Source organism: Rhodococcus sp. 05-339-2, assembly GCF_002258965.1.
Classification (GTDB): domain Bacteria; phylum Actinomycetota; class Actinomycetes; order Mycobacteriales; family Mycobacteriaceae; genus Rhodococcoides.
On record NZ_NOYW01000008.1, the window covers coordinates 83,806 to 95,894 of the forward strand.

Sequence of the window (12,089 nt, forward strand, 5' to 3'; positions counted from 1 at the left end):
CCAGTGGAATGCGCAATGGACTTGAATATCGGAGGCCAGTGAGCGAATACTGGAGTGCATGGCTTCGAGAGTCCTCAATGCAACGTCACTGGCCCGCGATCTCGGCAGCTGGCGCGGCGACGCGTCCTCGGACGGATCCGGGAGGCGCAAGGCGTCGCGTCCGACGTATCGCGCATTGGCCGATGGCGTTCGACTGCTGATTCACGACGGTCGCATTCCGCTCGGCGTCGGTTTGCCCAGTGAGCGTGATCTGTCCGCGGCTCTCGATCTCAGTCGTACCACCATCACGTCCTCGTACTCGGTGCTGCGAGACGAGGGTTATCTGATCAGCAAGCAGGGATCACGCAGTACCGTCGCTCTGCCCGCTGGGCCCACCCCCAACGGAATGTTGATTCAGTCGACATCGCCTTCGGGTCCGGTCGTGGACATGTCTCACGCAGCGATGGCAGCAGCGGACGGCACCATGACTGCGGCGTACGATTCTGCGCTGCAAGCACTTCCGACCTATCTTCCGACGCACGGCATGGAGCCCATCGGTCTGGCGGTGCTGCGGGAGGCCATCGCGCAACGCTTCGTCGAGCGTGGCCTGCCGACGACGGCCGACCAGATCATGGTCACTTCCGGTGCGCAGCAAGCAGTTCGGCTGCTGCTGGGTACCTTGACCTCGCCCGGCGACCGGGTGCTGATCGATCACCCGACCTATCCCAACGCCCTCGAAGCCATCAGGCGAGTGGGTGCCCGTCCCGTACCGGTGCCGGTACGTCCGGCCGACGGCGACTGGGATCTCGACGGGATCCGCAGTGCAGCACGGCAAACGGCAGCCAAGGTCGCGTATCTGATTCCGGACTTCCACAATCCAACCGGGCAGGTGCTCGGTGCCGAGGGGCGGGCCGAACTCGCCCGCATCACCCGCGACACCCGCATGACGCTCATCGTCGACGAAACCATGGTGGACCTATGGCTCGACGCCCCGCCGCCGCCGCCGGTCGCGTCGTTCGGGCGGGTCTCGGGTTCCGACATCGTCACGATCGGTTCGGCGTCCAAGTCGTTCTGGGGCGGACTGCGCATCGGATGGATCAGAGCGCATCCGTCGCTCGTCTCACAGCTCGCGGGCTCGCGGGCAGCGCACGACCTCGGTACCTCGATCATGGATCAGTTGGCGTCCTCGTTCCTGTTACAGGACGCCGAACCCGCGCTCGAGCTCCGTCGATCGCACTTGCGCGAGCGTCGTGACGTGCTCGAAGATGCTCTGGCCGAACATCTTCCGGACTGGCGGTACCGACGCTCCGAGGGCGGCATGTCGCTGTGGTTGCAGCTGCCTGCGCCGGTGTCGAGTGCGCTCGCCGCCACCGCGCCCGCATTCGGCGCAGTGCTGGCGGCAGGCCCGCGATTCGGCGTCGAGGGTGCGTTCGAGCGCTACCTCAGGTTGCCGTACACCCGTGAGCCACAGGAGCTTCGGGCCGCGGTGATGGCCACGGCTGCTGCTTATCGTGCCCTCGCTCCCAGCGCCGAATCGGAGCAGCCGGCCCTGGTGTTCTGAGCGGCCATGTTCTGACCGCGAACTCGAAGTTATGGACGGAAATCAGCCGAAAAGCGTCCACAACTTCGAGTTCGGCGCAAACAGATCAGACCCAGACCGACGCGATATCGGTTGCTGCGGCGGGCGGTGGCGTCGGGACTCCGTTTTCGGTGCGGGAGAAGCGCGGTGCCGGGCGGTGCTGGGTGACGCCGCCGATGTCGATGAGGGAGTCGCGGTCCTTCATGTGCGGATGGTTCGGGGCCTCGGCGAAGGTGAGGACCGGCGATACGCAGGCGTCGGTGCCGTCGAAGATCGCGGCCCATTCGTCGCGGGTCTTGGACAGGAACGTCGAGGTGAATCTCTCGCGCAGCTCGGGCCAGCGCGACTTGTCCATCTGCGGCGGGAGGTCCGCATCGGCGAGGCCGAGGCCGGTGAGCAGCTGGGCGTAGAACTGCGGCTCGAGCGAGCCGACTGCCATGTACCGGCCGTCCGAGGTCTCGTAGGTGTCGTAGAACGGTGCGCCGGTATCGAGCAGGTTCGTGCCACGGTCGTCGCTCCAGGCTCCGACGCCACGCCAGGCCCAGATCATGTGCGAGAGTGCGGCGGTGCCGTCGACCATGGCTGCGTCGACCACCTGGCCCTGCCCGGAGTTCTGGCGCTCGTAGAGCGCCGCCATGATGCCGAAGACGAGGAACATCGAGCCCCCGCCGAAGTCGCCGACCATGTTGAGCGGCGGCACGGGGCGCTCGCCCTCGCGACCGATTGCGTTCAGCACACCGGTGACGGAGATGTAGTTGATGTCGTGGCCTGCGGTCTGCGCCCACGGGCCTTGCTGGCCCCAGCCGGTCATGCGGCCGTAGACCAGGCGCGGGTTGCGGGCGAGGGCGTCGTCGGGTCCGAGGCCGAGGCGTTCGGTGACGCCGGGTCGGAAGCCCTCGATCAGCACGTCGGCGCGTTCGACGAGACCGAGCACCTTCTCGATGTCGGCCGGATCCTTGAGGTTGGCCTCGACGATGGTGCGACTGCGCAGCTGGTGGTCGTGGGCAGAGATCTGCCCGGCACGCTGGACGCGTACGACGTCTGCGCCGAGGTCGGCCAGCAGCAGTGCGGCGTGCGGGCCGGGCCCGATGCCCGCGAGTTCGACCACGCGAAGCCCTGCGAGTGGTCCACCAGTGTTCGACACGTTGTTTGCCTCGTTCCGACTCGTCACCTGCGAATGTGAATGGAGACTAACTTGTACTAGGTCGTCCAACCGATCGGGGTGTGGATAATAGGGCTGTGACTGCCCCAGATCCCGTCCGTATCGGTACACCGCTCACTCCCGGGGCCACCCGGGTGATGCTGCTCGGCTCGGGTGAGCTGGGCAAAGAGGTGATCATCGCGTTCCAGCGCCTCGGCGTCGAGGTGATCGCCGTCGATCGCTACGACAACGCCCCTGGCCATCAGGTGGCTCATCACGCGTTCACGATCGACATGAGCAACCCCGAAGAACTACTGGCGCTGATCGATTCGCAGCAGCCGGATTTCGTGGTGCCGGAGATCGAGGCCATCGCGACCGATGCCCTGGCCGAGGTCGAAGCGCGGGGTAGGAGTGTGGTGATCCCGACGGCGCGCGCGACGCAGTTGACCATGAACCGTGAGGGCATCAGGCGTCTCGCCGCCGAAGAGCTCGGGCTGCCGACGTCACCGTACGCGTTCGCCGATTCGCTGGAAGACGTACGAGAAGCGTTGTCCACCATCGGCTTTCCTGCCGTTCTCAAGCCCGTCATGTCCTCGTCGGGCAAGGGGCAGTCCGTCGTGCGCAGCGAGGACGACGTCGAAGCGGCGTGGGACTACGCCCTGAAGGGCGGTCGCGTCGACCTCGGCCGTGTCATCGTCGAGGGATTCGTCGATTTCGATTACGAGATAACACTTCTCACCGTTCGAGCGGGCGACGGAACTTCGTTCTGCGAGCCGATCGGGCACCTGCAGGAATCCGGCGACTACATCGAATCCTGGCAACCACAACCGATGTCCGACGCGGCCCTGGCCGGTGCACGCGACGTCGCCGAGCGAATCACGACGGCGCTCGGTGGGCGTGGGTTGTTCGGTGTCGAACTGTTCGTGCAGGGCGACAACGTGTACTTCTCCGAGGTCAGTCCGCGGCCGCACGATACGGGCCTGGTGACGCTTCGTACGCAACGGTTCTCGGAGTTCGAGTTGCATGCCCGCGCCGTTCTGGGTCTGCCGATCGACACGACGCTGCTGTCGCCGGGTGCGTCGGCGGTGATCTACGGCGGTGTCGACGCGGACGGCATTCACTTCGAGGGCGTCGCCGATGCGCTGGCCGTCCCCGAGACCGATCTTCGCCTGTTCGGCAAGCCGACGAGTTTCGTCCGACGCCGGATGGGCGTCGCGGTGTCGACGGCCTCGGACATCGAGACGGCACGGACCAGGGCCCGCGAGGCAGCAGGCAAGGTTCGTCCTGTCGTCTGACTCGGCACAGGGCACACTGAGCCCATGAGCGTGCTCGGTGAGGTCCTGGTCGGCCTGGTGATTCTGGTCGGTCTCGTCGGTATCGTCGTCCCGATTCTGCCGGGCACCATCTTGATCTTCGCGGCCGTCGCAGTGTGGGCGTGGGTCACCGGCGGAGCCGCCGCCTGGACGGTGTTCGCGATCGCGACGGTGTTGTTGGTTCTGAGCGGCGTCGTGAAGTACACCTGGCCGGGCCGGCGCATGCGGGAGGCCGGAGTGCCGATGCGATCGTTGATGATCGGCGGACTGCTCGGCATCGTCGGATTCTTCGTCATCCCCGTCGTCGGACTGTTCGTCGGCTTCATCGCCGGCGTCTACGTCGCCGAGGTGCCCAGGCATCGCAATCATTCCGAGGCATGGAGATCGACCGTGCACGCCACCAAGGCGGCAGGACTGTCCATCCTGGTGGAGCTGTTCGGCGCGTTGCTCGCCTCGGCGGTGTGGCTCGGGGGAGCCGTGCTCGTATAGATCAGGAGACCCGATACCAGGCCCGGGCGTTGCCGTCGAGCACTGCCGGGAGGTCGCCGCCGACGGCGTGAGAAATGATGTCGATGTCGGTCTCCGAGAACGGACGCGGGGCGCGGGTGCCCGGTAGATCGGTGCCGAACATCAATGCTGCCGGATTCACGCGATGAATCTTCTGCAGAGTGTCGATGATGTCGAGGTCCACCCGGCCGAATCCCGTTGCCTTGACGCGTACTCCGCGGTCGACGAGGTCGAGCAGATACGGCAGGCCCTGCGTCGACAGTCCCAGGTGGTCGATGCTCACGGCCGGCAGCTTCGCGAGGATGGGTTCGAGGGAGAGCAGCAGGGACGCATCGACGTACAGCTCGGCGTGCCATCCCACCAGTTCGTGCACGCGCCGCGCCTGGGTGGTGAGCATCTGGACGTCCGTCTCGCCGCGCTTGAGGTTGAACCGCATTCCGCGGACACCCGCGTCGTCCAGCGCGACGATGTCCTCGTCGGAGCACTCCGGATCGATCTGAGTGACGCCCACCCAGCCACGCCCCAGGGTCTTCAACGCCGCGAGCAGGTAGGTCTGGTCGGTGCCCTGGAACGATCCCGAGACCACTGCGCCACCGGTGATACCGAGCCCGTCGACGTCGTAGAGGTAGTTCGAGACGGTGTACGGATCGGGCAGGAAACCGTGGTTCTCGATGAGCGGAAACGCGGGGTCGATGATGTGTAGGTGGGCGTCGAACACGGGCCCCAGCATGCCAGCTCGCGCATTCGGCGTCGCGGCCACCGTCCGCGGTGTTTGAATTCGAAACATGAAACCGGAGACCACAGTCGTTCTCGACGGATACACCTACTTCGAATGTCCGAGATGGCACGAGGGGAGGATCTGGGTATCGGACTTCTACTCCCATCGCGTCGTGTCCGCCCTCGAGGACGGCTCCGACGTACGAGTCGAAGCAGAGGTGCCCAATCAGCCGTCGGGCCTGGGATGGTTGCCCGACGGGCGGCTGCTGATCGTGTCGATGCGTGACTACAAGTTGCTACTGCGTGAGCACGACGGTTCGCTGACCGTGCACGCGGATCTGTCGACGTATGTTCGGGCGAATCTCAACGACATGCTCGTCGACGCCCAGGGGCGCGCGTACATCGGCAACTTCGGCTTCGATCTGATGAACTTCGCGCCCGTCGAGACGGCCGACCTGATTCGCGTCGACCCGGACGGTTCCGCGCACGTCGTGGCGTCGGATCTGTACTTCCCCAACGGAATGGCGTTCACCGCGTCGGGCGAACTGCTGGTGGACGAGACGGTCGGCAATCGGGTCAGTGCCTTCGACATCGCCGAGGACGGGTCACTGGGGGAGCGCCGCGATTGGGCGAAGTTCGGCGAACTGCCGTCGTCGACGGACATGGCCACGGCCATCGGGGAGGTGAAAGTGGCCGCCGACGGATGCTGCATCGACACCGACGGCACGATGTGGATCGCCGACGCACTGGGGCAGCGAGTGCTGCACGTTGCGCAGGGCGGGGAGGTTCTCGAGCAACTCGATTTCGATCTCGGAGTCTTCGCCTGCGGACTCGGCGGATCCGACGGCCGCACGCTGTTCGTCTGCGCTGCACCGGATTTCAACGAGCATCAACGCAAGATCGAGACCGAGGGCAAGTTGCTGGCGGTTCGCGTGTAGTGCGCTTCGCGCAGTGGTGCGGTTGTGCGCTCCCTGGGGCACACAACCACACCACTGCCGCAGGCACTCAGGCCTTGTCGGGCTCGGATGCCTTCAGCATGTCCTCACGCTCGACGACCTTCACGCGCTCGCGGCCCTCGGGCTCGCCGAGTGAGCGCTCGTGCGCGTCGAGGCGGTACCAGCCGTCCCACGTGGTGAAGGGGACCTGCTTGCCTTCGAGGAACGAGGTGACGGCATCGAGATCCGGTTCGACCGCGCCGACGAAGCTCGGCGCATCCTCGAGCAGATTCGCGACGGTCTCGTTGGCGTCGCCCTTGGTGTGGCCGATGAGGCCGACGGGTCCGCGCTTGATCCAGCCGGTGACGTACGTGGCCGGTACGGGCGTGGTGGACGACGGGGACTCGACGACGCGTCCGGCCTCGTTGGGGATGGTGCCTGCCTGCTCGTCGAACGGGAGCTGGCTGATGTTCTGGCTGAGGTAGCCGACGGCGCGGTAGACGGCCTGGACGTCCCAGTCGTTGTACTTGCCGGTGCCCTTGACGTTGCCGGTGCCGTCGAGCTCGGTGCGCTCGGTGCGTAGACCGACGACCTTGCCGTCCTCGCCGAGTACCTCGTGGGGAGACTCGAAGAAGTGCAGGAACAGCTTGTGCGGGCGGCTGCCGACGTCGCGGATGGCCCAGTCCTGCAGGGTGTTGGCGACCATGTCGATCTGCTTGGAGCTGCGGCGGGCCTGCTCGGAGCCCTCGTCGTAGTCGATGTCCTCGGGAGAGACGATGACCTCGATGTTGGGGGAATGGTCGAGCTCGCGCAGCTCGAGCGGGGTGAACTTGGCCTGAGCCGGTCCGCGGCGACCGAAGACGTGCACCTCGACTGCCTTGTTGGCCTTGAGGCCCTCGTAGACGTTGGCGGGGATCTCGGTGGGGAGCAGTTCGTCACCGGTCTTGGCGAGCACGCGCGCGACGTCGAGAGCGACGTTTCCGACACCGAGGACGGCGACCTTCTCGGCCTCGAGCGGCCAGGTGCGCGGCACGTCCGGGTGGCCGTCGTACCAGGAGACGAAGTCGGCGGCGCCGTAGCTGCCCTCGAGGTCGATGCCGGGGATGTTGAGGGCGCGGTCCGCGTTGGCACCGGTGGAGAAGATGACGGCGTCGTAGAAGCGGCGCAGGTCGTCCAACGTGATGTCGGTGCCGTAGTCGATGTTGCCGAGGAGGCGAACCTGCGGCTTGTCGAGCACCTTGTGCAGGGCGGTGATGATGCCCTTGATGCGCGGATGATCGGGGGCCACGCCGTAGCGGATCAGCCCGAACGGCGCAGGCATGCGCTCGAAGAGGTCGATGCTGACGCCCGGTCCGCTGACATTGTGGTCGGACTTCATGAGCGCGTCGGCGGCGTAGATGCCTGCCGGTCCGGCACCGACGATGGCGACGCGGAGTGGACGAGTCTGATCGGTCATGTGCAGCGAGCTACCTTCTTCGAGGGAAGTGCGGACACCCCAGCATAAATTAAGGACTACCTGAGCTGGGGCAGTGGGCAACTTGCCGGATTTCCCGGTTTCCGGTAGGAATTGCTCTGTGCACACGACATACCTGGTCCGACGGTTCACCGTCGACTTCTGTCGTACCTGCACCAACATGTGTTGTCGGTGACAAGACCCGACGCCCCTTCCCCTCCTTCAGCAGGACGGGACCCCTCTCTCGACGGCAGCGCTGCCGAAGATCAGCGCTCGACCGTGCACGGACTCGAGGACACATGACCACTCTGGAACAGACCGCAACTCTCACTCTCGACAAGCTCGGCCCGAGCTTCGGTGCCGAGGTCATCGGCCTCGACGTCGCGTCGGCGTCGGACAGTCAGATTCACGCCGTGCGACGAGCCCTCGTCGAACACAAGGTTCTCGTGCTGCGTGGGCAGACGCTCGACGACGCGGGCCACATCGAATTCGGCCGCAGGCTCGGTGACCTCACCGCAGGTCATCCGGTGCACGACAGCGGTCACGTCGCCCCCGAGGTCTACGCCCTCGACAGCCAGGACAACGGATTCGCCGACGTCTGGCACACCGATGTCACGTTCATGGAACGCCCGCCGATGGGCTCGATCCTGCGTCCCGTCGTCCTACCGCCGCACGGTGGCGACACCAACTGGGCCGACAGTCAGCTCGCCTACGAATCGCTGTCCGCACCGGTCCGCCGAATGATCGACGGCCTCACGGCAATGCACGACGGCAACCGCGAGTTCGGCTACTACCTCGCGCAGAAGCGCGGCGGAAAAGGCAATGTGTGGGACGGCAAGGAGGTCACCGCGCTGGTCCCCGTCGAACATCCCGTCGTGCGGGTCCATCCGGAAACCGGCCGCAAGGGGCTGTTCGTCAATCCAGGTTTCACCTCCCACATCGTGGGGGTGTCGGAGGCCGAGAGCCGCGGAATTCTGGATCTGCTGTACGCGCACCTGACCAAGCCCGAACACATCGTGCGGCACCGCTGGCGGTTGGGCGATCTGGTGCTGTGGGACAACCGCAGCACCTCGCACTACGCCAATCGCGACTACGGCACCGAGCACCGCAAGATGCACCGCATCACGTTGCGAGGAGACATTCCCGTCGGACCCCGATAGTGCCCGGCCCGTCGGATCGAGGAAGATTGGCCGCATGGCGTCGTGGAGTGAACGTAGGCAGCAGTGGGTCGACAGTCGTGAGGAAGCGCGCAACAACGCGTCCAAGGCGGCTGCCGACTCCGGCGAGCAGCGTCCGCCCAACGCGTGGCCGTTCATCCTCGCCGTCGGCGTCGTCGTGGTGTTGCTCGTCGGCATCTTCGCGGCCTCGAAGTTCGCACCTGCCGAGGACAACGTGACGCAGGCCCAGTTGCTCACCGACGCCGTCGACGGATTCCTCGAGGCACAGAACACCGGCGACGCAGACTTGCTGCGCCAGAACACCTGCTTCGATCAGGTCGAGCGCCTCGTTCCGGGCGACGATGCGCAGTACCGAACCGATCGAGCAGGCGAGGTCGAGCGGAACGGCGAGACGTCCATCGACGGGGTGCCCTCCGACTATCAGGTCAACGGCGACCGCGGAATGGTCACGGTCCCGCTGAAGGAAGAGAAATCCGGAGCGCAGACCGACGACGTGTGGAAGTTCCTCCGCGTCGACGACAAGTGGCTGGTGTGCAATGTGTGACGTTGCCGGTGGAACGAATTGCGGAAGGCAGGAACAGTGACGTATGCAGGTGACATAACCCCCGAGGCAGCATGGGAATTGCTGCAGAACAACCCCGAGGCCGTGCTCGTGGACGTTCGTACGCGCGCCGAGTGGCAGTACGTCGGAGTTCCGGACACCTCCGGCATCGACCGCCCGACGCACCTGATCGAGTGGGTCAGCTTCCCCGACGGTGCCCGGAACGCCAACTTCGTCGACGATCTCAAAGCCGCAGGCGTGGACGGCGATCGACCGGTGGTGTTCCTGTGCCGCTCCGGTCAGCGATCCATCGGAGCCGCCGAGGCCGCGACGGCAGCGGGCATCGGTCCGTCCTACAACGTGCTCGACGGCTTCGAAGGTGCCACCGACGCCGACGGCCACCGCGGAGCCACGGGTTGGCGTGCGGTCGGGTTGCCTTGGAGGCAGTCGTGACGAACCTTCCCAAAGGCGGCGGATTCGACAAGCCCTTGCCCGAGGGCGTGGGTCAGGGAACGCTGGGAGTGCGCGGCGGCCTGATGCGATCCGGCTTCGACGAGAACGCCGAAGCCCTTTATCTCTCTTCGGGTTTCGTGTACGAGAGTGCCGGTGCGGCCGAGCAGGCGTTCACCGGTGAGATCGATCATTTCGTGTACTCGCGCTACGGCAACCCGACGGTCAAGATGTTCGAGGAACGGTTGCGGCTGATCGAGGGTGCCGAGGCATGCTTCGGCACCTCGAGCGGAATGTCCGCGGTGTTCACCGCGTTGGGTGCATTGCTGAAGGCCGGTGACCGATTGGTCGCTGCGCGTAGTCTTTTCGGGTCGTGCTTCGTGGTGTGCAACGAGATTCTGCCGCGGTGGGGAGTAGAGACCGTCTTCGTCGACGGCGAAGACCTCGAGCAGTGGGAGCAGGCGCTGTCGGTGCCGACCACTGCGGTGTTCTTCGAGACCCCGTCCAATCCGATGCAGTCGTTGGTCGATGTCAGGCGCGTCTCCGAGCTGGCTCATGCGGCCGGCGCAACGGTGGTGCTGGACAATGTGTTCGCGACGCCGCTGCTGCAGCGCAGCCTCGAACTCGGTGCCGACGTGGTCGTGTACTCGGGTACCAAGCACATCGACGGCCAGGGGCGGGTTCTCGGCGGTGCGATCCTCGGCTCGAAGGAGTACATCGAAGGGCCGGTGCAAACTCTGATGCGGCACACCGGCCCGGCGCTGAGCCCGTTCAACGCCTGGACATTGCTCAAGGGCTTGGAGACGATGCCGGTGCGGGTGCGGCATTCGGTGAAATCGGCGCTGCAGATCGCCGAGTTCCTCGAAGGCCATCCGGCGGTCAGATGGGTCAAATATCCTTTCCTGCAGTCGCATCCGCAGTACGAGCTGGCGAAGTCGCAGATGTCGGGCGGCGGTACCGTCGTGACGTTCGAGCTCGACGCTCCCGAGGGTGAGGGCAAGAAGCGTGCTTTCGAGGTGCTCGACGCATTGCGCATCGTCGACATCTCCAACAACCTCGGCGACTCGAAGACACTGATCACCCATCCGGCGACCACCACGCACCGCGCGATGGGGCCGGAAGGCCGTGCGGCAGTGGGCATCACCGACGGCGTCGTACGCATCTCGATCGGTCTGGAGGACACCGAGGATCTGATCGGGGATCTGGATCAGGCGCTGAAGTAGCTGGGTCAGAGTGTCACCGGTACCGGTTTGTCGATGAGGGAGTAGTGCGCGGCATCGCCTGCAACCACTCGGCTTCTCTCACCGTTCGGGTGTACCGGCACGTCGCCGGCCAAGGTGATGCGTTCGAGGCGGCGGTACTGATCGTCCCAGTCGGCGACGGCGTAGTGCTGGGTGGCACGGTTGTCCCAGATGGCCACGTCGCCGAGGCTCCAGGTCCAGCGAACAGTGTTCTCCAGCTTGGTCACTCGATTCTGTAGGAGATCGAACAGCGTCTGCGACTCCTTGGTCGACAATCCGATGAAGTTCTTCACGAAGTGACCGAGTAGCAGAGTCTTCTCGCCGGTCTCGGGGTGTACGCGGACGACTGGGTGTTCGGTCTCGAAGTATGTGGACTGGAACTCCTTTCGGTACTCCTCGGTCTTGTCGTTCCTGATCTTCTCTGCAGCAGTCGCCGAGTAGTCGTAGTTGTTCGAGTGCGTGGCCCAGAGGTTGTCCACCAACGCCTTCAGTGAATCCGGCAGCTGAGCGTAGGCGGCAGTCTGTGAGGCCCAGGTGGTGTTCCCGCCGTATTCCGGGAGGCTGACCGCACGCAGGATCGAGGCCTTCGGGATGCGATCGACGAACGTCACGTCCGAATGCCAGCTGTTGGCCTTACCGTATTCGGAGTCGATGGCCAGTGTCCTGGTGCCACGGGAGGTCACCGTCGGGTGCGGGGTGGTCGGCGACCCGAGCAATTCGGCGAACGCATACTGGCTTTCGTCGTCGAGATGGTGCTGGCCGCCGAAGAAGATGACCTTGTGCTCGAGCAGAGCCCGACGAACGAACTCGACAGTGTCGGCATCGAGATCGCCGCCGAGTCGCACGCCCTCGATGCGGGCACCGAGGTTGCCGCCGATCTTGATCGCACGCAGAGCTGTCGTATTCTCGGCAAGAGTGTCCACCGACATGTCGATACCTTTCGCTGGTCGAAGACTGCCCGAATCACACCGGCGCAGTGCGTAATTCAACAAGCTGACCACTGTCGATCGTGGATGTACACAGTTCGATTCACCGTGATCTCAATGCCAGGATCT

Annotated in this window: 12 protein-coding genes; 8 read left to right on the forward strand and 4 right to left on the reverse strand. The window is 65.1% G+C overall.

The window, feature by feature from the left end; all coding sequences use genetic code 11:
• Positions 1-58 precede the first annotated feature (58 nt).
• On the forward strand, positions 59-1,540 hold the full coding sequence (yczR, locus tag CH273_RS06625; RefSeq protein ID WP_032397141.1) for a MocR-like transcription factor YczR: 1,482 nt from the start codon (positions 59-61) through the stop codon (positions 1,538-1,540).
• 85 nt (positions 1,541-1,625) lie between these two features.
• On the opposite strand, the gene CH273_RS06630 is transcribed toward yczR, so the two are convergent.
• Positions 1,626-2,702 carry a CaiB/BaiF CoA transferase family protein gene (locus CH273_RS06630; RefSeq protein WP_032397394.1) on the reverse strand — a complete coding sequence of 359 codons (1,077 nt, stop codon included), beginning with the start codon at positions 2,700-2,702 and terminating at the stop codon, positions 1,626-1,628.
• 95 nt (positions 2,703-2,797) lie between these two features.
• Between CH273_RS06630 and purT the strand changes: the two genes are divergently transcribed.
• Both purT and CH273_RS06640 read left to right on the forward strand, forming a co-directional pair.
• A complete protein-coding gene (purT, locus tag CH273_RS06635; RefSeq protein WP_032397140.1) occupies positions 2,798-3,994 on the forward strand; it encodes a formate-dependent phosphoribosylglycinamide formyltransferase in 1,197 nt (398 codons plus the stop codon).
• Between the two features lie 24 nt (positions 3,995-4,018).
• Complete coding sequence (locus CH273_RS06640; protein ID WP_032397139.1) at positions 4,019-4,501, forward strand: DUF456 domain-containing protein; 483 nt, start codon at positions 4,019-4,021, stop codon at positions 4,499-4,501.
• Position 4,502: 1 nt separating this feature from the next.
• On the opposite strand, the gene CH273_RS06645 is transcribed toward CH273_RS06640, so the two are convergent.
• Positions 4,503-5,249 carry an amidohydrolase family protein gene (locus CH273_RS06645; protein WP_032397393.1) on the reverse strand — a complete coding sequence of 249 codons (747 nt, stop codon included), beginning with the start codon at positions 5,247-5,249 and terminating at the stop codon, positions 4,503-4,505.
• Positions 5,250-5,304: 55 nt separating this feature from the next.
• Between CH273_RS06645 and CH273_RS06650 the strand changes: the two genes are divergently transcribed.
• Positions 5,305-6,174: an SMP-30/gluconolactonase/LRE family protein gene (locus CH273_RS06650; protein WP_032397138.1), complete on the forward strand. Its 870-nt coding sequence runs from the start codon at positions 5,305-5,307 to the stop codon at positions 6,172-6,174.
• A 67-nt stretch (positions 6,175-6,241) separates the two neighbouring features.
• On the opposite strand, the gene CH273_RS06655 is transcribed toward CH273_RS06650, so the two are convergent.
• Positions 6,242-7,627, reverse strand: coding sequence for an FAD-dependent oxidoreductase (locus tag CH273_RS06655; protein WP_032397137.1), 1,386 nt, complete (start codon positions 7,625-7,627; stop codon positions 6,242-6,244).
• A 296-nt stretch (positions 7,628-7,923) separates the two neighbouring features.
• Here CH273_RS06655 and CH273_RS06660 point away from each other — a divergent pair, with 296 nt between their 5' ends.
• Genes CH273_RS06660 through CH273_RS06675 form a run of 4 tightly spaced genes read left to right on the forward strand, consistent with a single transcriptional unit; the run spans position 7,924 to position 11,016 of the window.
• Positions 7,924-8,784, forward strand: coding sequence for a TauD/TfdA dioxygenase family protein (locus CH273_RS06660; RefSeq protein WP_032397136.1), 861 nt, complete (start codon positions 7,924-7,926; stop codon positions 8,782-8,784).
• A 34-nt stretch (positions 8,785-8,818) separates the two neighbouring features.
• Complete coding sequence (locus CH273_RS06665) at positions 8,819-9,346, forward strand: Rv0361 family membrane protein (protein WP_032397135.1); 528 nt, start codon at positions 8,819-8,821, stop codon at positions 9,344-9,346.
• Between the two features lie 36 nt (positions 9,347-9,382).
• A complete protein-coding gene (locus CH273_RS06670) occupies positions 9,383-9,796 on the forward strand; it encodes a rhodanese-like domain-containing protein (protein WP_032397134.1) in 414 nt (137 codons plus the stop codon).
• A complete protein-coding gene (locus CH273_RS06675) occupies positions 9,793-11,016 on the forward strand; it encodes an O-succinylhomoserine sulfhydrylase (RefSeq protein ID WP_032397133.1) in 1,224 nt (407 codons plus the stop codon). Before CH273_RS06670 ends, CH273_RS06675 begins: the two co-directional genes overlap by 4 nt.
• Before the next feature lie 5 nt (positions 11,017-11,021).
• On the opposite strand, the gene CH273_RS06680 is transcribed toward CH273_RS06675, so the two are convergent.
• Positions 11,022-11,963 carry a TauD/TfdA dioxygenase family protein gene (locus tag CH273_RS06680; RefSeq protein WP_052049994.1) on the reverse strand — a complete coding sequence of 314 codons (942 nt, stop codon included), beginning with the start codon at positions 11,961-11,963 and terminating at the stop codon, positions 11,022-11,024.
• Between the last annotated feature and the right edge of the window lie 126 nt (positions 11,964-12,089).

Bases quoted from the DNA above. Each gene is read 5' to 3' on its own strand.
- yczR (WP_032397141.1), top strand. From the start codon at position 59: ATGGCTTCGAGAGTCCTCAATGCAACGTCACTGGCCCGCGATCTCGGC.
- CH273_RS06640 (WP_032397139.1), top strand. From the start codon at position 4,019: ATGAGCGTGCTCGGTGAGGTCCTGGTCGGCCTGGTGATTCTGGTCGGT.
- CH273_RS06645 (WP_032397393.1), bottom strand. From the start codon at position 5,249: ATGCTGGGGCCCGTGTTCGACGCCCACCTACACATCATCGACCCCGCG.
- CH273_RS06650 (WP_032397138.1), top strand. From the start codon at position 5,305: ATGAAACCGGAGACCACAGTCGTTCTCGACGGATACACCTACTTCGAA.
- CH273_RS06655 (WP_032397137.1), bottom strand. From the start codon at position 7,627: ATGACCGATCAGACTCGTCCACTCCGCGTCGCCATCGTCGGTGCCGGA.
- CH273_RS06660 (WP_032397136.1), top strand. From the start codon at position 7,924: ATGACCACTCTGGAACAGACCGCAACTCTCACTCTCGACAAGCTCGGC.
- CH273_RS06665 (WP_032397135.1), top strand. From the start codon at position 8,819: ATGGCGTCGTGGAGTGAACGTAGGCAGCAGTGGGTCGACAGTCGTGAG.
- CH273_RS06680 (WP_052049994.1), bottom strand. From the start codon at position 11,963: ATGTCGGTGGACACTCTTGCCGAGAATACGACAGCTCTGCGTGCGATC.